This is a genomic window from Methylotuvimicrobium buryatense 5G, from assembly GCF_000341735.1.
Taxonomy (GTDB): Bacteria; Pseudomonadota; Gammaproteobacteria; order Methylococcales; family Methylomonadaceae; genus Methylotuvimicrobium; species Methylotuvimicrobium buryatense.
The window spans coordinates 3,460,307-3,483,342 of record NZ_KB455575.1 but is presented as its reverse complement, the minus strand read 5'-3'; the positions used below and the strand labels follow the sequence as shown (position 1 = coordinate 3,483,342).

Below are 23,036 nucleotides of genomic sequence, written 5' to 3'. Positions count from 1 at the left end.
TCATTTACACCCTGCGTAAAGAAATCTCGTGAATCACTTGATTGCCGTTGAAATCGGACAGATTTTCACCCTGCATCTCCAGCGCGACGACGCTTCTCATGCGCTGCGGCAGGCAGCAATATTGCGCGAACACCATGTCCAGCCACAATTCGGCCTTGATTTCGAGCCCTTCGCCTTGCCAATACTGAAGCGCCGACGTGCTGCGGCCTTGCCGCTCGAGCGCCGATGCGAATAGGTTTTCGATATGGCTCTCGTAAAGGTCTCGATGATATTCGATACGCTCCGGCATCTGCGTGTCGAGCGGCGCCGAGGCATTGTCCCGGGACGGCGGCGCGAGCGGTTTGGTTTGCCGTCTCAATTCCTGCACGATCTCGACGAGATCGGCTTGCAGGACCGGATTGGCCGTGTCGATGCCGGGCGACAAATTCAGGCCGGAACCGCGTCTAAGCAGTTCCGGAGCGGCCGCCTCGATGCTCCAATCCAACGGTTCCCATTCCGGATGCTGCCTCAGAAATTGAGCCATCGCGCGGGTTCGGTTCGCGGTCTGTTCCTGCAGCCGCAGCGTGAACAGCAAGGTCTTCATGCGGGCGACGATGCTGGTCAGCCGCTCGACAATGCTCTTGTATTGATCGATGAAACGGATGATCTTGCGGCTCAGCTCGGGCGGAATCGCTGCCCAGCTTAGCCAGTCGTAGCAATCGTTCAAGTCGACTTGGTTGAGTTCCTGCACCAGGCGCTGCGCATAAGCCAACGCGCGCCGGTTTTGCCGGATCTTACTGTTCAGCGACGAGACGAAGCCGAACTGGCTCGTGATCGCCGCGAACATGACGGATAGGCTCGTTTCCAGCGATTCGATCGCCTCGTATAGCGTGTCGTCGATCTGTTCCAGATGATAGCGCGCCTCGTCCTGTTCGTTTCGCTCGAGCGCGCGCCGATAGTCCTCGATGTCTTCTTCGACGGTCAATATCATCTTGCCCAGATCGATCGCCTGCTGGTAGCGCTGATTGCGCAGCAGCAAGCGATCGATCAGGCGTTTGACGTCGCCGGTCAGGCGGTATTCGTCGCTGACGTCGGCGGTACGTAAGATACCGGCCTTTTTCAGACTGTCGATCGCGGTGCGGTTGTCGTCGTCGACGAAGACCGTTCCGTCGATATAGGTCTGCGCCAGTAACCGGTCGGCGCCGGCCAGCTTGCGGATCAAGCCGGCGATCTGTTCTCGGTCGAAACTCATAGAAACAATTCCTGCTGCTCGACATCTTCGGCATTGGCCGCGTGCTTGTCCAACTCCAACGCCTCGGCGTCGTTCAGAAACGCGATGATGCGGTGCAGATAATCGATCTTGCCGGTCGCAAGATAAAGCGAGCCCTGCGGATTCGGCTTGACCAGATAGCCGCTCTGCTCCAGTTTTTGCAAGACCCACGACAACTGTTCGGAGATCGCAGTCTTGCTGGTCTTGAACAGCGTCAATTGGGTCAGCCGGTTCAATTGCTCGGACAGCGACGGCTCGTGCTCAATCGCGTTCAAAAGCTGCGTCATACGAATTTCGTCGCGCGCCCGTATCGGCATGTCCTGCCCGAGCGCGGTCATGACCATGTCCATCCATTCGACGACCGGGCGCAATTGCGAACGGACTTCGGCGAAGGCTTCGCGGATGGGGCCGCGGTTGCTGTCGTCGACGACCGTGTAGGCGGCATAATAGACCTCGCCGTCCAACGACAACAAGGTTCTGTCCAACGGTTTAAGGAACGCGTCGATCTTGTCCGCATTGGCCGGCTGCGACAAATAATCGTAGGCATCGGGATAGGCGGTCGGGCAAATGAAATGACCGCTCAACAGCGCTTCGGCGACCTGCTTAAACATCGGCGTTCTCCCGTTGCATCGCATTCAACAACTGATCGAGCTTGCTGGCCGGTAGTTCGACCTCATGCAGTCTCTGCTTGTTCAGCAGATAGCGCCGGCTGAACAGGGCGAGCACATGCCGGTCGGCAGTCGGCGTCGCCGATAGAATCTGTATGTTCTGTTTCGCGAGCAGATTCATCATCGCCTCGATGTTCTCGGGCGCCAAATCGCCCAGCTCATCGATCGGCCAACAGACGACAGTCGGATTCTGCTTGCGCAGCATCGCCGTCACGCCGGTGAAAAACGTGATCAAGGCCAGATAGGACAGTCCGGTGGAACTGACGTCCTTCAGCTCCTTCGCGTTACGGGCGTGCTTGAGCTGGCCGTTCTCGTAGATGCTGAACTCGATGTCGAACAGCGACAAATGCTTGATCTTGAAACCTGACGATGGCAGCAGCGCGGTCAGCTCGTTCATTGCCTGAATCAGCTCGTCGGGGATGTCCCGATGGCCGATCAATTTGGCGTTGTCGCGGTATTGACTGTAATTGTCGCCGAATTTTTTCAGCGCCTGCCAATATTCCAGATCGCTCATCTTCGAGCGGACGTTGACGGTGATCTCGCCCAGCGCTACGAAATACTGTTCTTCGCTGATGTATTTGGACAGCTCCGAGCCGGTGTGCTTGATCGCGCGGTCGAAGTTGTAGAGATGCTGATAAAAGGCATTGACACCGGTCGCATGCAGTTCGATCTGTTGCGCAGTGGCTTGCCTGACGTGTTCGACCATTTGCAGCACATCGATCAACGGCTGTTCGATCTCCAAGGCCTCGTTCTGAAAAAACGGCCCGCTATTCCCCGGCGCGGCCAGCGCCTGTTGCCAGGCTTCGGCCAACTGGCTGCGGTGATGTTTGCCGAACAATTGCACGAGAATCTGCTTGCCGCTGTGGATCGCATGCTCCTGACGCTTGCGATCCTTGACCGTCTCCTGGGTTAGACGCGGCAGCGTGTCGGCCGCGTATGCATGCAGCTCTTCCGCATAGGTCGGCGGACTGCTTTTCAACAGCTCCATGCATCGCTCCAGTTGATTCAACAAACCGAGACGCTTTTTCAATTGATCCTGTTGTGCAGCGATCTGTTGATTCAGCTGCGCCCGGCGGCGCTTGAACTCCTGCTTGAGCTGCTCGATCGCATCGTTCAGCTGCCGGCTTTTACTCTCGCAATCGCCGCGCCGACGACACAGTTCGGGATGTTCCTGCCAGCGTTGCTGCAACCACGTCTGGTATTCTTCATGCTTGCGCTGGAAGTCTATCGCTTCTTTTTCAAGACGCTTCGCCTCATGGAGCTGTTCCGACAATTTCACGATCGTGTCGTCGGCGCCGCTGTCTTTCAACTCGCTGTTCAGTTGCTGCTGTATGCGGCGTTTCTCCTGTTCGAAGCGTTCGGTATCGGCGGCGATTTGTTCTCTGATCGTCGCAATCAGACGTTGGCCGTCCGACTCGATGACGCCTTTCCGGCCCAGATGTTCGTCATGCAATGCATGCATCGCCTGTTCGTGTTCCGCCTCAATCGCGGCGATGGTTTTATTACTGCCTTCGATGTCGGAAGACAAGCGCTGCATGTTCAATTCGATGTCGCGGCGCGCTTTTTCGGTTTCGACCTTGATCCGGTCCGCCAGCGCATTCGCCTCGTCTTGCAGATGCGCTTCGTTCTTTTCGACGCGCTTGATCCGTTGCTGCACCTTGTCGAGCTCGGCCTTGGCCTGCTCGCGTTGCGTGTTCGCGGCATTCAGACTCGCATCGAGACCTTCGCTTTCGACGCCGAGCGCGTTCAGGTTGTCGAACAGATTTTTTTCTTCCTGCTCCAGACGCAATTTGTCGGCGGTCAAATAGCTTCGTTCGGCCAATGTGTCGAGCGCAATCCGCAGTCCGTAGAAGTCGTCGCCGCCGTTTTCATTCCACTGCGGATCGAGGCCGCTATGATCGAGCAGTTCCGGCGCGATCACGCGGCCGATGGTGTTTTGCCAGCCTTCGACTTCATTGTCGAGATAATGCTGCAGCGTGCCGGGTTCCGGTCTCAGGCGTTTCAGGCACTGCGCATGGCGCTCGCGCAGATTTCTGAGTTCGGTATTTTTGTCCTTGAGCTTTTGTTCGATCTGCCGGAATTGATCGAGCTTGCTCTGGTAGTCATTTTGCGCGTCATGCCGTGCCTGATAGGCGAGCCGGTTTTCCTTGACGGCCGCTTCGAGCGCCTGCCGGTTTTTGACTTGCTGTTCGGCCAAAGCTTCCGGAATCGGCGGATTCCTCAATCGGCTCTTTTCGACTTCGAATTCGGTCAGCCATTGTGATTTTTGCTCCTTGACCGGGTGCAACCGGCTTTCCTTTGCCTGCCGCAATTCTTCCTTGCGTTGCTGAAACGCCTCATCGGTCTCGCGCAGGCTCTTCTCTTGTGCGAACTGCGCTTCTGCGCATTGCCTCTCGAAAGTCTGGGTCTGGCTGTCGTGAGTGTGCCGTAATTCGTCGAGTTGTTTCTCGTAGTAAGCCTTGATTTCCTGAGTCTTGCTTTCCAGCGCTTCGATCTCGCCCTTGATTTTCACCTGTCTTTCGACATGCTGTTCGAGTAGCGAAGCTCTGAACGCAAAGCTTTCGGCATCCTGCCGTTCATATTCGAGTTTCTGCGTTTCGAGCGCGTCGATCTGATAATTCAGTTCTTTCAGCCGCTCGTTACATTCGATCAGCGTGTCGGTTTTCGGATCCAACTGGCTATCGTGTTCCTGCTGCAATCGGTCGCGCTGTTCGTTAAGTTCGCTCAGGCTTTGTTCGAGCGCGTCTTTTTCCTTCAGGCCGGTTTTATGACTGTCGAGCGCGAGCGCGTGAATATGCGATAGGGTCTTGAGCGTTTCCTTGTACTCGCCTATCGTCTGCAACAATTCGTCGAAATCGCCGCGCTTGGCCTCGATTTCCCTCGCTGCAGTCAAGTCGGACAACCACGCGTCAATGTGCTGTTTGTTCAGTTGAAAGGGCTGCTGATCGTCTTCGTTCTGCAGGAAGGTCTGGCTGAGTTTGTTGCGCGAGATATCGATCAGCATTTGTTTGATCACGTCGAAATCGCCGATTTTTTCGATGACCGAACCGATGACCTTCTCGATATGCGTCATCGGCGCGAAACCCATCGCAAAGCGTTGTTGCAGCGGACGCAACCAGCGCTTGCCGCTACTGACCTGATGGCACTGGATGATGCTGCAATAATCGTCGACCGCGACGAAACGGGAAGCCTCGGCGTTCAGCGTCTTGTAGAGGCGTTCGATGCTGTGGCTGTCGCGCGGCAGACCGTTCTCGCCGATATAAAAATCCTGCCGATAAGGGGCGTCGATGAACTTGTATTTGGCACCGCGCCCGTCGCTCTGCACCATGACATGACAGACCTGACCGTGCGGACGTTGATACTCGTAGACCAGACAACTGCTGCCGCGCGGCAGGTAATAATCCAGAAACCCTTTCTTACTGCCACTGCCGCCGACGATATTGCTCGGCCGCTCGCCCCAGAACAACTGCATCAAACGCAGAAATGTAGTCTTGCCGGCGCCGTTCGTGCCGCTCAGATTGGTGTGACCATCCAGCTTCAGCAAAACGGACTTGCCGGGCCAAAAGCTGTCGATCAGAATAATTTTTTGCAGTCGAAAACTATCAGACATCTCTAAAAGGGGTCAGGTTACTTTTTATTGCCATCTCTTGCTTTTTTGGGGCGACCTTGCGGCGCAATTTTGACGCGTCGACCCAAAACAGCCTCGATTTCATGCTGAAACTTGTCCGAACCGAGCGCGCAGTCTTTGTTCAAGTGCGCGCGTATCGCTCTAATGTCATTGTCGGCCAAGGCTTGCTTGCAGAGTTCGCGGTAGGACATTGCTCGGGCCTTGGGTTTCGCAGCCAAAAGGCGATATTCCGGCGGCTCCTCCAACCATTCCATGCCGCTTCCGGTCACATGATGCCGGCAACTGGACCACCGGTAATCCCATGGATAGTCCACCATGCCGGCCCGGACCGGATTCAATTCAATATAACGCATGCAGGTCAACAAGTAACGCTCGCTGTCGATCAAACTCGATTTGAAACGCCCTTCGAAGAGCGTTCCGGTGCGCTGGTAGGTCTTATTGATGTAACGGACATACCGCCGACCGACCGATTGCATCAAACCGGAAATCCCGCCCGGAGCCTCGCTCACTGACAACAAATGAACATGATTCGTCATCTGAACGAAAGCGTAAAGCTTGCAATAGTTCTTCGCCAAGGCTTCACACAGATATTCGAGATAGATCGAATAATCATTTTCATCAAAGAAAATGGGTTGGCGATTATTGCCGCGTTGCACAATGTGCTGCGGGATATTAGGCAAGTCGAGGCGCGGGAGACGAGGCATGGCTTTGGTATGTTTAAAGGACTAACGAAATAATAGCACAATAATGTAACCTGACCCCTTTTCTCTTTCGCGTGCTCTATGTCGCCAAATTTGCCAACGCTGTCTATATGGTGCACTGTTTTCAGAAAAAGGCCCAGAAAACCAATCAGGCAGATATTAATTTAGCCGCCAAACGCTATCGTGATTTACTAAAGGAGTTAACCTAATGAATAACGAGCAATTTTCCAGTGTGTGGGATGCTATCGAAGACACGCCTGAGGAAGCCGAAAACATGAAACTTCGTTCGACTCTAATGAAGATTTTAATAGATCACATTACCCGCGCCGGATTAAATCAAGCGCAGGCCGCAAAATTGTTCGGCGTTACCCAACCGCGTATCTCTGATCTTATGCGCGGCAAGATTAATTTGTTTGGTCTAGATGCCCTAGTCAATATGGCCGCATCAGCCGGTTTACATATCGAGATGCGGGTGCGAGAAGCGGCATGATAATACTGCAGCATGGGCCGCAGCGTGTTTTCCGGCGTTAATGCTGGTCAGGCTGTTTTATAAAGTCAATCGATTATGCAAACCTTTAAACAAATCGACCACGATATTGCCGATCCCCCGAACGTCCAGGCCTCCTATGACCCCAAAAAGTAACCTGACCCCTTTTATGCGTCCCCTTTTATGATGGCGTTGCACAATGTGCTGCGGGACATTCGGCAAGTCGAGGCGCGGGAGACGAGGCATGGCTTTGGTGTGTTTAAAGGACTAACTAAATAATAGCACAAGAATGTAACCTGACCCCTTTTCTGGACCCCTTTTCTGACCCCTTTTCTCCGGCTCCATCTAATGCCCCTTTTTAAAAAAGGAAAAAATGCCTCCTAAATTCCTTGAATAATTCACAAAGGACATGTATACTCTTAATCGTCGGGAATAAATGACTCCCAAACCAACTAAGTGGGCAGTATGATAACACTTTCAAAACTCACAAAAGAAGACGCCAAAAAAGCCGCGATGGAATTTCTTGGAATTATCGCCATGTGGACTGATTGTTTCTTTGATGAAAAAGCCGGCGCCAGATTGTTGAAAATCGATGAAGAAAGCTATGAGGGTGGGGATATTAACTATGACGGCTCGACGGAAGCACTCGAATCTTATATTGAAAAAAGCGATTTAGAAAATTCAGTTTTTGTAATACGAATTCAAGAAATTTTTAATTTTGCACAGACAGGTGTGTGGGATGGAGTTGATAGCATCAATGGTAATAATAATTTAGAAGCTTGGATATCTGATGCATTATTAGAGTTAGGTACATTTCAAAATGTATTTGGTTCACGACCTAGATTATCGTTTAAGGATGATGGGGTTACGATGCTAGGTGGTAAAGATGATCCTATTTTAGAAACATTATTTACGATTACCGAAGCTGCACGCGCAAGATGGAATCTCCTAGAACGCCTTGATTTAACATTAGACGAGATTGCCTTGCTAGCCGGGGTAGGAATTAAAACCGTTAGAAATGCCGTTAGCTCAAAAGGGCCTGATCGCTTGATAGTTGCCGGTCGCCAAGAGGACAAAACGGTTGTAGATGCCGATGAAGCCTACCGATGGCTATTAACCAAAAGGGGATTTACCGGACCATTTCTATATGAAGAAGAACCACCATACAACACATACGAAACGTTAGGCCAGTTTAGGCATCATTGTTATGTCCTGAGGACGTTGGCGAAGCTGGAGATTGCCGACTTAGCAAAACAACTGGGTTGGAATAAGTCACATACCCAGGCATACAACAATTTGGAAAATTTAGACGTCTCCGAGAGGTTAAGCATTTTGACGCCCAATACATTGTTGGAGCTGGGCAAATTTTATAAATCTGAGAATCTTAATACTTTTGTAATCGAAGGCAGCCGGATTTTGGCTTCGGCAGTCGCCGAGTACCAAGCCAAACAATTGTTCAACTGAATCAAAGGTAAGCCATCATGATTTTAACCAAGCACGCAGAAACTAGAATTCAACAACGCTGTATTCCCAAGCTTGTGCTGGACTTATTGATTGAGCATGGTGCGGTCGAACACCAGCATGGCGGAACAGAGTTGATTTATTTCAAGGAGAAAAATTTTCAGAAAGCCCGAAACCAATTGGAAAGGTTGCTGAAAGAGTTCGATAAATTGAAAGACGTTTACATGATCAAAAGCCACCAGGCGGATGAGCAGATAGTTGTGACTACGGGTTATTTAACTGGTAGCCCGCGGACTAAAACGCATAGGCAATAAACACGGGGCAAAATATGCAAGAGAAAGTACAGAACAAACTCATTAACAGAGCAATTGATGTTTTTTCTGCGGAGTTTGGCACTCCATCGCGTACCACCGCCAAAGTATTAGCATGGGATATCAGACACGATCTTGGATCCGTCATGCAGATTGACGGTCCAAACAGTGAGCAAGGTGTCTATATCTGGTTACCTTATCCAACAGAAGGCCAAGCCGTACCAGAAATTGCCCTAGAATATCCAGGGGAAGCTGGTCGACATAGTAATACATACGCATCGCCTGGACTGAGCCGAGGGTTGCCTGTAATCAAATTGTTTGTTCGCACAGAGACACAGTTGAGAGAAACGATAGACTTTATTAAAGCTTTTCGTGATTCACTTCCATTGTCGGACATCAATGAGGAAGAACTATCTGATCAAATCGCTATGCCAGTCGACGGATCAGCACTCCCAACGCCCAAAGAGATAAAAAACAGGAGAGAGGCTATTCCTAGAGCGGTTCAAAGAGAGGTGTGGCAGAGAGACGGAGGCCGTTGTGTTGAATGTGGTACCAAAGAAAAGCTGTGTTTTGACCATATCATTCCATTTTCACGAGGCGGAAGTAATACGATCAGAAATCTTCAGTTACTTTGTGAGCGGTGCAATTTATCAAAGGGTAACCGAATTTAATTATTAATATAAAAAGGATAAAAAGTGTCTTACAAATCAACAACAATAGCCGACACACTCGGTAAGCTTAATAAATCTTATTTTCTACCCGCTATACAAAGGCCATTTGTTTGGGAAACAGAACAGATTGTTCGCTTATTCGACTCGTTGATGCAAGGTTATCCAATCAGCTCTTTTCTATTTTGGGATCTCAAATCGGAGAACCGTCAAAGCTGGGAAACTTATAAATTTGTTAAAAACTTTAAATTCGGGGAAATACACGATGAAAAGACAGACGCATCCGAAGATGATGATATAACCCTAGTTCTTGACGGACAACAACGCCTAACATCATTGATGATTGGTTTAAAAGGGACTTATACAGTTAGAATAAAAAATCAGAGAAAAAATAACCCTAACGCATGGGTTCAACAAGCATTATTTCTAGATTTATTGAAAAACTCCAAGCCGGACGCCGAGGAAGAAGATTATTTTGAGGACATAAGTTATGGGTTTAAGTTTTATGACGAAACTCTCCCACCTCGTAATACGGCAACTAACAAGTATTGGTTTAAGGTCGCTGACATTCTAACCTGCCATGATCGTGACATATATGACGATCTTCATGATAACTTGCTTGAAGAAGCTGGCTCACTTTCTAGAGAGCAAAAAAAAATATTCAGGGCCAATTTAGATAGGCTTTATCACGTAATATGGAATGAACAAGCAATTTCCTACTACACAGAAAAAAGCCAATCTTATGATAAAGTTCTCGATATCTTCATTCGAGCCAATGATGGCGGCACAAAGTTAAGCAAGTCAGATTTACTAATGTCAATGGTTACGTTGAAATGGTCTGAACTCAACGCAAGGGATGAAATCAATCATCTCGTGCTTTACTTGAACAATGAATTGGAAAGTGAAAATAATGTTGATCGTGATTTTGTTTTGCGATCTGGATTATTGCTTTCAGAGCTTGATTTCTTGTTTAAAATCCAAAATTTTACTAAAGACAACCTTGCAATCATTGAGGCAAATTGGCCCAGCATAAAAGAAGCGCTAGAAGTATCATTCAGAACAGTTAATTTGTTTGGAATAGCAAAACATAACTTAACGAGCTTAAATGCTGTTATGGTCATTGTCTATTATTTTCATAAACTTATTGAACTTGGTCGTTTAGATGATATGAAGAATGATTCAAGAAATTTAGAATCAATCAGACACTGGTTAGGAAATGCTCTGCTCAATGGAATTTTTGGTGGACAGGCTGGTGTGACTATTGGAATAGCACGCCGTGTCATTCGTGAGGAAATAAGTTCATCGTATTATTTTCCAGGCAACCAATTAGTTGCTCAAATGACTTTGCGTGGTCGTTCCGCGGAATACGATCCACTTGCCATAGAAAAGTTTCTAGGCCTCAATTACAGTAAAAAATTGGGATTTGTTGCACTGTCTTTACTTTATGATCAGTACGATTGGCTAAATGTTCGTTTTCAAAAAGACCATCTTTTCCCTCTAAGTTTTTTTGAAGAAGAAAAACTTGTGAGCGCTGGTGTATCAGGAAATTTAATAGAAACTTATATAGCTTCTTCTGACCGTATGCCAAATTTGGTATTGCTTTCGCGAGACGAATTTATCGAAAAATCACAAATGGACTTTAATGTATGGATTCAGACAAGAGAGGATAGCTTTTTTACTCGGCACTTACTGCCGACAAATCTTTCGCTATACAGGCTCGAAAACTTTCCCGCATTTATTAAGCATAGAGAAGAATTGATTACTGTTCGTTTAAAAGAATTTTTTAAATAAATAGTTTACTTCTTATACAGCCTATCAGATCAGAGGTATATATCAGACCCCTTTGACAAAAAACAGCAATTCAGGCGTAATTGTTGGCCTCTCCCTTTAAAAAATAGGGGTTGGGGGTAATGCCACTAAGTTAATTAGGCATTAAAATTGCCTAAACATTAGCGCATCTCATAATTTGATCTCCCTTGCGTTTTGCTAATAGCTGTTCTTTAACCTGAGCGCGCGGCGCGGATAAATAAGGAAACGGGTTTGTCGGTCGTCGTTTCACAGCTCTCGGCTCAATTCTCGCTTCACGTTCGCCGATCGTTTTGGATGCCACGATCTCCAAGACGTTGTTAATCCAATTCAACAGGGTTTCACCAGTCGTTTGCGCGAGACTCGAAGCGAATTCTTTGTAGCTTCCCAAGGCTTCTGTAAAACTAATTCGGCACGGCCAAACATGATGGCGTATGCCAGCTTGCAGCATGAGCAAGCGAATCAGATTGTAAGCCAGCAGACATACGGTGAGCTCTTTTCGTGCCATGGCAGGTGTCTTACAGCGTAACGGCTCCATCTGCATGACCTTTTTGATAAAAAGGAGATCGATTTCAATTTGCCAGCGGTGCCGATACAATTTCCGTAGTGCGTTTTTCCGATAGTGCTTGGCATCCACTAATGTGGTCATGTAGGTTTGCCCAAAGATCCGAAAAAACCGCACCGTGATGTGATCCGCCAGGGCCTCATACGTTTCAGGCGTCATCCATTCCGGGCGCTTAGGCTTCTTGAGCTCAAATAGACGGTCAGTAGAGTCACCGCGCAAGCATACGCCTTGCGACCAATCGATTTTGCGATGGCTACGCATCGGGCATAATAGCTCGGCATCGCGTTCACGGAACTGAGCTATCGTCCAGAAATTATCGTAATACTGGTCCATTAGACAGATATCATGGGGCTGTACTGTCGTTGCCATCAGGCGTCTGAGTAAAGCCGTCTCACCCGTTCCTTTGCCGCAGTAGGGTGCAACTTCCGCGCCCAATAAACCGCCGTGATTGAGCGAGGCCACGATTTCAAGACGCAGAATCGGGAAGCCCAAGCCGGCCTGTTGATTGGATTCTTGCGGGTAAGTCTCTTGGTTGGCGCAGGTATCTGCCAGGGTCAGCGTGCTACCGTCGACCAGCTTAACGGGATGGCCTCGCCAGGACCAGTGCGTTCGACTCGCCGCTTCTAGTCGTTCCCCGGTATAGCGGATGAGCTCTCGTGGTAAACTTTCCGGGAGTTTTTGCCGGGCTTGGCAATACGCGGAGGTATTGCCCGAACAGCGCGTTTGCCCGCAGTTAATTTGTTCGGTTTGCACTGATTTGACGGCATCGCTGCAACTGCCATGCTTCAAAGCCTGCTTAATGAGCGCCAGCAAAGTCACGAGCGGCGTCCAAATCCGCTGCCGGAGCGTGTGCGGAACAGCCTCTTCAGCGTCTTTCAAAAGCCGCTGGAGTGGCTCGGTCGGTAATAAATCCTCAATACCTTGAGCGTCGAGTTGTAAAAATTGCTTTTTAAAGCGTTCGAGTTGTTCTTGGGGGGTGGGATAAGTTGCGCAGACACTTCTCCTGTTTTTAAGGAATATTGATGCCAACTCAATCTTACCAAATAGCAACGCTATTGTATTAAGTTTATTGTTATTTTATAAATGCAATTTAAATGCCACCTTAACTTAGTGGCATTAGGGGTTGGGGGGATTTATTATAAAAAATCTCCCCTTACCCTAAGGTCACTGAGTTAAGTTGGCATTTAAATAACTTATTGAAAATGGCAACGTTAAAAGGAGCCCGTTGTTCTCTATTATCACTATCTTTTGCTTTTTTGTGCGCCCTCGTACCTGTGATCCCTAAACTGGGAATTGCCGGGATGCCGGCTGGGATTAAACAAATCGAAACGTCCATGATAGGATAATTCGTATTAAATAGGCCCCGACCGAGGGTCCAGCGGCTCATGCCGCATTCCCGACGCCAAAAAATAACGGAAGCTCGCCGACAACTCGATGAATCAGCAACAAATTAAACAACTCGAAACCGAACTCTGGGCCAGTGCCGATAATCTGCGGGCCAATTCCAAACTGACAGCGGCGGAATACAAAGACCCTGTGCTAGGGCTGATCTTGCTGCGCTATGCGCAAAACCGCTACGAGCAAGCCAAGGTTGCCATTGAAGTCGCCATGCCTGAAACGCCGCGCGGCAAACTAAAACCGACTAAAGAACACTTCTTGGCGGCGGGAGCCATGCTGGTTCCCGAGCAATCGCAATACGACTATCTCGCCAATCTGCCCGAAGGCGTCGGCATTTGCGAAGCCTTGAATACCGCGATGCGGCTGATCGAGGAGGAATACCCCGATCTGGCCGGCATTTTGCCGAAAAATTATCAGGAGCTGGACCCCGATTTACTGCGCGAACTCATTCGGGTATTTAACAAGGATTCGGTCAAAAACCTTAGCGGGGACGTATTCGGCCGTATTTACGAATATTTTTTGATGAAGTTCTCGATGAGCGGGGCCGGCGCGCAGGAAGGCGGCGAATTCTTTACCCCGCCGTCGTTGGTGCAATTGATCGTCAACCTGATTCAACCCGACCACGGCATCATTCACGATCCGGCCTGCGGTTCCGGCGGCATGTTCGTGCAAACCGGCCACTTTATCGAAGAGCACGGCGGCAAAAGCGTCAATGAAACCATCAAATGCTACGGCACCGAGTTAAAGTCCAACAATGCCAAATTGGCGAAAATGAACTTGGCGATCCACGGCATCGAAGGCAAGGTCATCGAAAGCAACAGCTTTTACTCCGACCCGCACGACCTGATCGGCCAATGCGACTTCGTGATGGCCAATCCGCCGTTCAACGTCAACAAGGTCGACAAAGACAAGGACTACGTCAAGACCGACCCTCGCCTGTTTAAAGAGGTCGGCATCCCAAAGGCCGACAACGGCAACTATCTGTGGATACAGTATTTTTACCACTATCTAAACGCCACGGGCCGCGCCGGTTTCGTCATGGCCAGTTCGGCCACCGACGCCGGCAACACCGAAAAAGCCATCCGCCAAAAACTGATAACAACCGGCGCGGTGGATTGCATCGTTTCGGTGGGCAATAATTTCTTTTACACCCGCTCGCTGCCTTGTCATGTCTGGTTTCTGGATCGCGGCAAACGCGAAAAAAACCGCGACAAAATCCTGATGATCGATGCGCGCAACACCTTCCGCAAAGTCACGACTACGATCAACGATTATTCGCCCGGGCAATTGCTGACCTTTGCCGCGATCATGAACGCCTATCGCGGCGATTCAGATGCAATAAGTAACGCAGTCATGCAATTGCAAGCCCAGGCGATTGAACAAGCCGCTGATTTGATAGAGGCCGTCAACGAGTTACGGCAACAGTGTGCCGGCATTATGTTTAACAACACTGCGTTGAACTTTAAGGCCGCACAACTTGAATTGGCGCAATGCGTCATCCTGGCTAAGGATGCCGATTACGCCGCTTGCCATGCCCTATTGCAAACCTTTGAAAATCCTGTGCCACGGCTGGCGGCTTTGCTGGAAAGCTACAAAACCCAACTGGATACGGACAAAAAAGCGCTGGATAAAAAAGACAGCACCGGCAAAAAACGATTGGATGAGCAAGGCAAACTGCTGCGCGAATTGAACGCCGCGATCAACGCCTATCAAAACCGGTATTGCAAAAGCCAGGTCGGCGAACCGTTGCACGATTACAAGCAAGCCTTGAAAGACTGGCATCATTTGACCCAATACTTTCCCGACGACCGTTACGCCGATATCGAAGGCTTATGCAAGATCGTCGATTTGGCCGAAGTGGCGGAAAACGACTACAGCCTGACGCCGGGGCGGTATGTAGGGTATAGCATCGAAGTGGACGAGGATTTTGATTATCAAAAGCGTATGACAGAAATTAATGCTGAGTTATTCGCCCTCAATGAAAACACAAATGCAATGATGGAGCAGATTCTGAGGTTAGGATTGTGAGTAACAATTGGAGTTTTGTTAACTTTGGGGAAGTTTTTGCTGAACCTGTCAGAAATGGGGTTTATAAAGCCGCTGAATTCCAAGGCAGTGGAATGCAGATTGTCAATATGAAAGAGCTCTTTGGATATGAATTCATTGGCAATCAAAAAATGAGAAAAATAGAGCTTTCCAACGATGAAAAAGAAAGGTTTCTTTTAAAAAATGGTGATTTGTTATTTGCTAGAAGATCAATTGTAGAGGAAGGATCTGGAAAAATATCTCTTATTAAAGGACTAACAGGGGAGTTGACCTTCGAATCTTCAATCATTCGAGTCCGACTAAATTTAGAAAAAGCGTACCCTCTTTTTTATTATTACTATTTTTCTTCTCCGGTTGGTAAGCCATCAATTACTGCTTTAAGTTCCGGTGTAACCGTAAAAGGAATCAGAGGTAGTGATTTAAGAAACGTTAAAATTCGCTATCCTCCGCTAACAATACAACAAAAAATCGCTGCCATTCTGTCCGCCTATGACGACCTGATTGAAAACAACTTAAAACGCATCAAGCTACTGGAAGAAATGGCGCAAATCACCTATGAAGAATGGTTTGTACGCATGAAATTCCCCGGCCACGAAACCACGCCGATGGATTCGGAAACTGAATTGCCGGTAGGATGGTCTCGGGGAAAACTTGGTAATTTGGCATCATACATAAATAGAGGAATATCTCCTGATTACGTTGAAAGCGATGGGTCGTATGTAATAAATCAAAAATGTATTAGGGAGCATTTTGTTAATTTTGACGAAGCAAGATTCACTTCAAAAGAAAGAAAAATACCTGATGAAAAATTAATAAAAAAATTTGATATTCTAATTAACTCTACAGGAACAGGAACATTAGGTAGAGTTGCTCAAGTATTCGAATCACCAAGCCCTTCTACTGTAGACACTCATGTCACTATTGTTAGGGCTAGCTTTACTATATCAGCATTGTATTTAGGAAGGGCTTTAGAACATATTGATTCTTTTATCGCAAATCTTGGCAAAGGGGCAACGAATCAACAAGAGTTATCCAGAACTGATTTGGCAGAAATCGTTAAGATAGTAGTCCCAACAAAAGATCTACTAATAAAATATGATGAATTTTCATCACCTCTTTATGAATCCATTTCAATATATCGATCTCAAAACCAACTCCTAAAAGAAGCCCGAGACATCCTGCTGCCGCGTCTGATGACCGGCATGATCGATGTCGAGCAGTTGGATTTGCCTGAGCCATTAGGTGAATTGTCATCAAATCTGACACAAGAGCCGCAAGCCGCATGAGCGTTTTATTTATCACTTAGTTCGGAGATACAGCCATGCTACAAGAACAAATCATGAAGGAATTGCAGGATATTCCTGAAGACAAGTTAGCGGAGATTTATGATTTGATTCATTACTTCAGGTTGGGTTTGAAGAAAGAGCCCCCGCAAAGGCGCCAACCGGGATTATTGCCCGGAAAACTAGGCGATGCCTTTTTTGAGCCGCTGCCTGATGCCGAATTGGACGCATGGGAATGAGCTATTTTATCGATACCCATGTTTTGCTGTGGTGGGTATTTAACGACCCCAAGCTTTGTGCCGTGAGCCGCGATATTATCAGCGACCCCGCGCATAGAATTTTGGTAAGGATTTCGCTAAAAATAACTTTCTGGAGTTATGAGCTTTGTTGAGGGTTCGGTAACTCGCCTGGCAGGACGCCGTGAATACTTCCTTGTAGGCTTGACGGCGGCTTTCCCTGCCGCCGACACCTGCCAATCGAGTTACCGAACCCACTAAAATAGGGAAGTTATTTATGACCAAATTCTAAGCAGCGCATCGGCCTGGGAAATTGCAACGAAATACCGGATAGGCAAACTACCCGAAGCCAAGCCGTTATTGTCTGATTATCAGGGTTTTCTTCGGAAAATGGGCTTTGCGGAATTGGCTATTACGTCGCGTCATGCACTAAAAGCAGGAAGCTTGGCGATTGCGCATCGAGACCCGTTTGATCGAATGTTAATGGCTCAAGACGAGCTAGAGTCTGTTCCGATCATTATTTATGACAAAGCTTTTTTGATAGGCAATGTACAGGTTATTCCAAGCGCTAAATGATGGTATCAATTGATAGTCTTTATTTAGAGCTCGGAGCCACGCCATTCCCGTATTCCGCTACGCTGCATACGGGCTACGCGCTTTAATAGCAAATAAGAAAGGGCTGGAGCATAATTATACTCATCGTAGATGAAAATTCGGCCTCGGGGTGCCCGTCAAAGGACGCCGTAAACCCAGCACCTAAATTCCATAGGTCTTTGGCAATGATTCAAAATCATGGCTTATTTAGGTGCTGGGTAAATACGTCCATGTAGGCTCTATGCCAGCTCCATGCTGGCAAAGCCTTTACCGAACACCCCGAGGCCTCCTCCGGCACTGCCGAAATTTGAAGTGCGAAAGGTATATATCAAGGAGAGTGCGGTAAAGTCGGTTCACTTGGCGCATAAACCATTGAATAAAGCTTTATCCGTTGCGGGGCGTCAGTATGCCGCTGCCTTGAGCTCACGCAAACCAATGCCTTAGGACATGGATTTCTGCAAAAAGCCGCTGACCGTACTTCAACCTGGGCGAAGAGGTATAAAAGACTCTTGCCATCATACACTAGTGATGATCTTTAAGTTTTGAATGTGAAATTGACGATAAGAACATTACAAATGATAATGTGTAACCGTTTTTTAGTTACAAAAAGAACTTTCTAGTCTAAAGTTATGTCGAAGCAGCAGAAAGCGCTAGAAAGATTGACCACACAACCAACTCCTTCCGACATCACATGGGATGAGTTAAAAAAGGTTCTAGAAGGATTTGGCTATAAAGAACTAAAAAACGATGGGTCAAGACGAAAGTTTTTTAACAAAGAATTAGAAGCGGTGATCAATCTTCACAAGCCACATCCAGGCAACATTGTTAAAAAGATCTACATTGGACAAGTCATTGACCACCTAACATCAAAGGGGCTGATAGATAAGAAATGAAAACACTAAAGTACAAAGATTACGAAGGAACTTGCGAAATAGATGCCGAAGAAGAAATTTGTTACGGAAAGTTGTTGTTTATTGATGATCTAATTACCTACGAAGCCGAGGCACCAAAACAGTTGAGGCAAGAGTTTGAAGCGGCGGTGGACGACTATATTGAAACCTGTGCAGAGCTTGGGATCGAAGCTAAAAAGCCTTTGAAGGGCCAATTCAATGTCAGGGTTACGCCGGAATTGCATAAAGAGGCCATTCTAAGATCGTACAATGACGACGTATCTTTGAATGAAATTGTTAAACGCGCATTAGAGGCTTATCTGTATGCAAGCCATGATGTGACCAACCCCTTCAATATATCGATAGCTGGCCAACAAAACCCAGTGATCAACTCGATTCCATCTTCGGAACCCCAGTGGTTTAACATGCCTATCAACCCTGCCGATGCTCCTTATGCAAGACACTAACGAAATTATTCAATCACCAAAGGCTGTAGCTCCCGTATTGTCGCTCCGCGACTTAACCGAATTATTAGTTAAACATTATGGAATTCACGAAGGAAAATACGATTTATTGATGGAATTTCAGATTGGGACCGGTATGTTTGGCCCTACGCCTGAGGCTACGTTACCGAGCGCCTTAGTAGGGATTTCTAAAATTGGTCTGATGCCTACCCGCGTTGAATCAGCTACAACAGTCGATGCAGCTATCGTTAATCCTTGTAAGCCGAAAAAAACGAGGAAGAAAAAGGTCGAAGATTAAGCGTTTTAACCTGAAAGAGCAGTTGGCATGTGCAGAAGACCGTTCGTGCTGAGCCAAGTCGAAGCATGAAGGGTCTACTGCACTTTCACCGGCCTGATGAAGCCTCAAACTACCGTTCACCCTTCGACAGGGCTCTCCTGAGCGTAGCCGAAGGGCTCAGGGCGAAAGGTAGTTTGAAGCTCTCAACTGCTCTTTTTAGGTTTAAAGATGAGTACTAGCACGGGTCGGTTATTCAATCCGACCGGAACGTTTTGAATTGCTTTGGTCCTGGACGAAGCGTTCATGGAGAGATTTTAAGCCCGGCCCCTCCATTCCCTCATGCTGAAATCTAAATTTCGATAGCGCCGTAGGGTGCGCATCGCGCACCTTTCCACGGTTCCGAACCGACGAGGCCCCGACCCAGGTGCGCGATGCGCACCCTACGCCTGGCGCTTTATAAGCTATAATCACCAACAATTTCCAAGATGGTTAACCCAATCAACGCCACTCCGGATCGGCTAAATGGGCCATACTACCGGGCAACCTGTTCTGAATTTTTTCAGCTCATGGCTAATCCTGATACAACCGTAGAGCGTTCGGCCATTGCATTTTTATTTAACTGTAATTCGGAAATTCGGCAATAGTTATTAAAAATCAGACACTTGCTATTTATCTGTTAAATTTGGAAGTCAAGGCGGCGTAATAGCCTTAAAACTCATCGCTTAACACAATTAACCAAGACTCAAAAAACTTAGCTAATCTTATATTTTTTAAAGGCATAACTATTTTCTGCAATGAGCTACGAATATTCGGAAGACGGCCTGATTGAGACCGCGACACAAGAGGTGCTGGAGGATCTAGGCTGGACGGTGGTTACGGCCTGGCAAAAGGAATCCCTGGCAACTCAGGCCGACCGTAGCGACGGTTTGCTGGGGCGGCTGAATAAATCCGAAGTGATTCTGGAGCGCTATCTGTTACAGGCGCTACGGACATCGAATCCCGATGTGCCGGAAGCCGCTTATCAACAAGCAGTGAATGTGCTGAAGGAATCAGCGGCGGACAAGCATCCGGCTGCGATTAATAAGGATAAACATGATCTGCTGGTCAAAGGCGTTCCGATCAGTTATCAGGACGAGAAAGGAGTATTGCAGAAAAAACGCTTGAAGGTCTTTGATTTTGACGTCCCGGCGAACAATCATTTTCTAGCCGTCAGGCAATTTGAGGTAGTGGGTAAATTATATAACCGCCGCCCCGATGTCGTGGGGTTTGTGAACGGCATTCCACTGGTGTTTTTTGAGTTGAAAGCCCATCACACCGATTTACGCCATGCGTTTGACAATAATCTCTCCGACTATAAAGACACCATCCCCGAAATTCTGCATTGCAACGCGTTTATCATTCTGAGCAATGGCGCCGATAGCCGGGTCGGTACGTTGACCAGCCCGTATAAATTTTTTATGGAATGGAAGCGCATCGAGGAGGAGGACGAAGGCGTGGTGAGCCTCGATACATTGCTACGCGGCACTTGTGCGCCGCATCGTTTGCTGGATTTGTTCGAGAATTTTTTATTATTCGATGGCGAAGGGTCCGAAGTCACCAAGATCATGGCCAAAAACCATCAGTTCATCGGCGTCAACAAGGTCATCGATCGATCGGCCCATATTGAAGCGCTAAAAGGCAAGCTGGGCGTGTTTTGGCATACTCAGGGTTCCGGCAAGTCCTATTCGATGGTGTTTCTGTGTCAAAAAATTCTGCGTAAGTTGGGCGGCAGTTACACGTTTTTGTTGGTTGTCGATAGAACCGAGCTGGAAAATCAGCTTTACGACACTTTCAGCAGCGTGGGCGCGGTGACCGAGGATAATGTACGCGCCAAGAGCCGCGACCATTTACGTGAATTATTGACCGAAAATCATCGTTATGTGTTCACGTTGATTCACAAGTTCTCGATCGATCCCAAGAAGGAAACGGACTACCCTCTGATTACCGATCGCCCCAATATCATTGTGATTTCCGACGAGGCGCACCGGACTCAAGGCGGCGCTTTTGCCGGCAATATGCGTTTCAAAGGAATTCCCAACGCCTCTTATCTGGGCTTTACCGGTACGCCGATCATTAAAAACGAACTGGAACTGACCCGGAATATTTTCGGCGAGTATGTTTCGGTGTATGACTTTAAGCGGGCGATCGTCGATGGTGCAACGTTACCGCTGCGTTATTTGAATCGCGGCGAAAAGCTGGGTATCGAAAACCCCGATCTGGACGAACGCATGTCCGATATCATCGATGATGCCGAGTTGAATGACGATCAGCGGCGAAAACTGGAACGGGAGTTTAAACGGGATTATCCGATTTTAACGTCCGAGCGACGATTGGATGCGATCGCCAGGGATTTGGTATGGCATTTCAATGACCGCGGCTATCAAGGCAAAGCGATGTTTGTGGCGTTGGATAAACCGACTGCCGTCCGGATGCACGACTTGGTTATGAAATATTGGCCGGAATATGTCGCCGAACTGAAACAGCGCATTCACGATGCCGACGATCAGCAAGAAGAGCTGAAACTCAAGCATCATTTGAAACGGGTTGAAGCGACCGAAGTGTGCGTGGTGGTTAGCCCCGAACAAAATGAAGTTCGGAAATTCGCCAAATTGGGCCTGGATATTGAGCCGCACCGCAAAAAAATGGTCGAGCGCGATTTGGAAACCGAATTCAAGGATGACGATAATCCTTTTCGTTTAGTGATAGTTTGCGCGATGTGGATTACGGGTTTTGATGTGCCGAGTGTCTCAACGGTGTATCTGGACAAGCCGATCAAAGGGCATACGCTGATGCAAACCATCACGCGCGCCAATCGAGTCTATGACGATGAAAAGGAAAACGGTTTGATTGTCGATTACGGCAATGTATACAAACAACTGGAAAAAGCCTATTCAATCTATGGCGAAGGCGGCGATAGGGGTAAACGCAAAAACGGCGATGAGGAAAATGACTCGGGCCGGCCCTTGGAAATGCTGGTTGCAATGGCCGACGAGTTGGCCGATGCTATTTTAACGGTACGTCAATTCTTGCAGAACGTAGCGTTCGACTTGGATAAATTATTGCTTGCCGGAACCGCCTTGGAGAGGTTGAGCCAATTAAAACAAGCAACCAATGCCGTGTGTTTGAATGCAACCATGCGGACTCGATTCGAAGTTGCGGCGCGCGATGTTTTCAGAAAATACAAGGCGTTGTATCCGGAACCCGAAGTCAAACCTTTTATTCAGGCTTTTAACGCGATTGAAGCGATCTACGAGCAGTTGAATCAGAAAACCAAGCTGGCCGATATTTCCGATGTCATCCGCAGGCTGCAACAAGAAGTCGATATTAGCGTCAACGTTCGAGACAACGAAATCCGCGATAACGATTTTGTCGATTTGAGCTGCTTGGATTTCGATAAGCTTCGGGCGGCGTTTGCCAAATCGAAGCAAAAAAACGCGGTGGTGTTCGATCTGCAAGCAGCGATTCAAAAAAAACTGGAGCAAATGGTTCAGCAGAACCCGCTTCGTCTGGAGTTTTACGAAAAATATAAAGCCATCATTGCCGAATATAACCAAGGCAAGGACATTCAAGCCGTTCAAAAAGCATTCGACGATCTGAATGATTTCATGCAAAACGGGCTGATGCCGGAAACGGAAAGAGCGATGCGCGAGGGTTTGGATGAAGAAACTTTGGCGATTTTCGATTTACTGAAAAAACCGGAGTTGACCAAAGCGGAAGACCAAAAAGTTAAAGAAGTTGCTAAAACGACGTTGGCGACCTTAAAAGCGGAAAAATTGAAAATCGAGCGTTGGCGCGAAAGCACTCAAGTCGCCGCGCAAGTGAAAACCCTGATCGATCACAGTCTACAGTGGTTGCCGCAAGAGACCTACCCGGATGAGGAAGTGGATATGAAAAGTTTGCTGGTTTACCAGCATATCTACGCTAATTATCAAGGCGCAGGCGAGAGTCGCTACGGCCATTTTTGAAAGCTCTCTCGCTCCCAAGCTCTAGCAGCTTGGCGTGTATACAAGTAGAGCTTGACGGTAGGCATTCACAAGCTGGAGCTCTCGCCGTTATACATAAGTCGTAGATACCGTCTTGCCATCTTGGCGAATAAGACCTCGATACCTTTTATTGTTGCTTAACGTACCCGGCTTCGAAATCGCGACGAAGGCGTCGCTCCCACAAGGGGCAGGATGCTCTGTGGGAGCGATCCCCAGATCGCGATTTCGGAGCCACTGATGTTCAATATCCGCAGTTTTTTCAAACAGCACCGTTGCCGGGTA

General features: G+C 48.0%; 19 protein-coding genes. 14 read left to right on the top strand and 5 right to left on the bottom strand.

What is annotated here, in order from left to right; genetic code table 11:
- Positions 1 to 4: 4 nt before the first annotated feature.
- From METBU_RS0115740 to METBU_RS28785, 4 genes are read right to left on the bottom strand one after another with little or no spacing between them, the layout of a single operon-like run.
- On the bottom strand, positions 5 to 1,231 hold the full coding sequence (locus METBU_RS0115740) for a hypothetical protein (protein ID WP_017841544.1): 1,227 nt from the start codon (positions 1,229 to 1,231) through the stop codon (positions 5 to 7).
- Entirely contained in the window at positions 1,228 to 1,860 is a 633-nt protein-coding gene (locus METBU_RS0115735) for a condensin complex protein MksE (RefSeq protein ID WP_017841543.1), read from the bottom strand. The genes METBU_RS0115740 and METBU_RS0115735 overlap by 4 nt, the downstream gene beginning before the upstream one ends.
- A complete protein-coding gene (locus METBU_RS0115730) occupies positions 1,853 to 5,527 on the bottom strand; it encodes an ATP-binding protein (protein ID WP_017841542.1) in 3,675 nt (1,224 codons plus the stop codon). The genes METBU_RS0115735 and METBU_RS0115730 overlap by 8 nt, the downstream gene beginning before the upstream one ends.
- Positions 5,528 to 5,544: 17 nt before the next feature.
- Positions 5,545 to 6,249, bottom strand: a complete 705-nt coding sequence (locus METBU_RS28785) for a transposase (RefSeq protein WP_017841541.1) — start codon at positions 6,247 to 6,249, stop codon at positions 5,545 to 5,547.
- 71 nt (positions 6,250 to 6,320) lie between these two features.
- On the opposite strand from METBU_RS28785, the gene METBU_RS29045 reads away from it, so the two are divergent.
- The 6 genes from METBU_RS29045 (at position 6,321) to METBU_RS0115700 (ending at position 10,964) form a co-directional block, all read left to right on the top strand.
- A complete protein-coding gene (locus METBU_RS29045; RefSeq protein ID WP_268869770.1) occupies positions 6,321 to 6,455 on the top strand; it encodes a type II toxin-antitoxin system RelE/ParE family toxin in 135 nt (44 codons plus the stop codon).
- Positions 6,455 to 6,736, top strand: a complete 282-nt coding sequence (locus tag METBU_RS0115720; protein ID WP_017841540.1) for a helix-turn-helix domain-containing protein — start codon at positions 6,455 to 6,457, stop codon at positions 6,734 to 6,736. Before METBU_RS29045 ends, METBU_RS0115720 begins: the two co-directional genes overlap by 1 nt.
- A 462-nt stretch (positions 6,737 to 7,198) precedes the next feature.
- The gene (locus tag METBU_RS0115715; RefSeq protein WP_017841539.1) at positions 7,199 to 8,197 is read left to right on the top strand and encodes a hypothetical protein; all 999 of its coding nucleotides are present in this window, start codon (positions 7,199 to 7,201) and stop codon (positions 8,195 to 8,197) included.
- Positions 8,198 to 8,214: 17 nt separating this feature from the next.
- Positions 8,215 to 8,508 carry a hypothetical protein gene (locus METBU_RS0115710; RefSeq protein ID WP_017841538.1) on the top strand — a complete coding sequence of 98 codons (294 nt, stop codon included), beginning with the start codon at positions 8,215 to 8,217 and terminating at the stop codon, positions 8,506 to 8,508.
- A 14-nt stretch (positions 8,509 to 8,522) separates the two neighbouring features.
- Complete coding sequence (locus METBU_RS0115705) at positions 8,523 to 9,176, top strand: HNH endonuclease (RefSeq protein ID WP_017841537.1); 654 nt, start codon at positions 8,523 to 8,525, stop codon at positions 9,174 to 9,176.
- 24 nt (positions 9,177 to 9,200) lie between these two features.
- A complete protein-coding gene (locus tag METBU_RS0115700) occupies positions 9,201 to 10,964 on the top strand; it encodes a DUF262 domain-containing protein (RefSeq protein WP_017841536.1) in 1,764 nt (587 codons plus the stop codon).
- A gap of 151 nt (positions 10,965 to 11,115) precedes the next feature.
- Here the strand turns inward: METBU_RS0115700 and METBU_RS24380 are convergent, their stop codons facing one another.
- Positions 11,116 to 12,573: an IS4 family transposase gene (locus tag METBU_RS24380; protein ID WP_017841535.1), complete on the bottom strand. Its 1,458-nt coding sequence runs from the start codon at positions 12,571 to 12,573 to the stop codon at positions 11,116 to 11,118.
- Positions 12,574 to 12,978: 405 nt separating this feature from the next.
- On the opposite strand from METBU_RS24380, the gene METBU_RS0115690 reads away from it, so the two are divergent.
- The 8 genes from METBU_RS0115690 (at position 12,979) to METBU_RS0115655 (ending at position 22,736) form a co-directional block, all read left to right on the top strand.
- Positions 12,979 to 14,970, top strand: coding sequence for an N-6 DNA methylase (locus METBU_RS0115690; RefSeq protein WP_017841534.1), 1,992 nt, complete (start codon positions 12,979 to 12,981; stop codon positions 14,968 to 14,970).
- The gene (locus tag METBU_RS24375) at positions 14,967 to 16,274 is read left to right on the top strand and encodes a restriction endonuclease subunit S (protein ID WP_017841533.1); all 1,308 of its coding nucleotides are present in this window, start codon (positions 14,967 to 14,969) and stop codon (positions 16,272 to 16,274) included. Before METBU_RS0115690 ends, METBU_RS24375 begins: the two co-directional genes overlap by 4 nt.
- A 35-nt stretch (positions 16,275 to 16,309) precedes the next feature.
- Positions 16,310 to 16,510 (top strand): hypothetical protein, encoded by a 201-nt coding sequence (locus METBU_RS0115680; protein ID WP_017841532.1) that lies wholly within the window; start codon positions 16,310 to 16,312, stop codon positions 16,508 to 16,510.
- Positions 16,511 to 16,867: 357 nt separating this feature from the next.
- Positions 16,868 to 17,083 carry a type II toxin-antitoxin system VapC family toxin gene (locus METBU_RS26585; protein ID WP_175421716.1) on the top strand — a complete coding sequence of 72 codons (216 nt, stop codon included), beginning with the start codon at positions 16,868 to 16,870 and terminating at the stop codon, positions 17,081 to 17,083.
- A 647-nt stretch (positions 17,084 to 17,730) separates the two neighbouring features.
- Positions 17,731 to 17,994 carry a type II toxin-antitoxin system HicA family toxin gene (locus METBU_RS0115670; RefSeq protein WP_017841530.1) on the top strand — a complete coding sequence of 88 codons (264 nt, stop codon included), beginning with the start codon at positions 17,731 to 17,733 and terminating at the stop codon, positions 17,992 to 17,994.
- Complete coding sequence (locus tag METBU_RS0115665; protein ID WP_017841529.1) at positions 17,991 to 18,458, top strand: type II toxin-antitoxin system HicB family antitoxin; 468 nt, start codon at positions 17,991 to 17,993, stop codon at positions 18,456 to 18,458. The genes METBU_RS0115670 and METBU_RS0115665 overlap by 4 nt, the downstream gene beginning before the upstream one ends.
- Positions 18,445 to 18,753, top strand: a complete 309-nt coding sequence (locus METBU_RS0115660; protein ID WP_017841528.1) for a hypothetical protein — start codon at positions 18,445 to 18,447, stop codon at positions 18,751 to 18,753. Before METBU_RS0115665 ends, METBU_RS0115660 begins: the two co-directional genes overlap by 14 nt.
- 773 nt (positions 18,754 to 19,526) lie before the next feature.
- Entirely contained in the window at positions 19,527 to 22,736 is a 3,210-nt protein-coding gene (locus METBU_RS0115655; RefSeq protein ID WP_017841527.1) for a type I restriction endonuclease subunit R, read from the top strand.
- Positions 22,737 to 23,036: the final 300 nt, after the last annotated feature.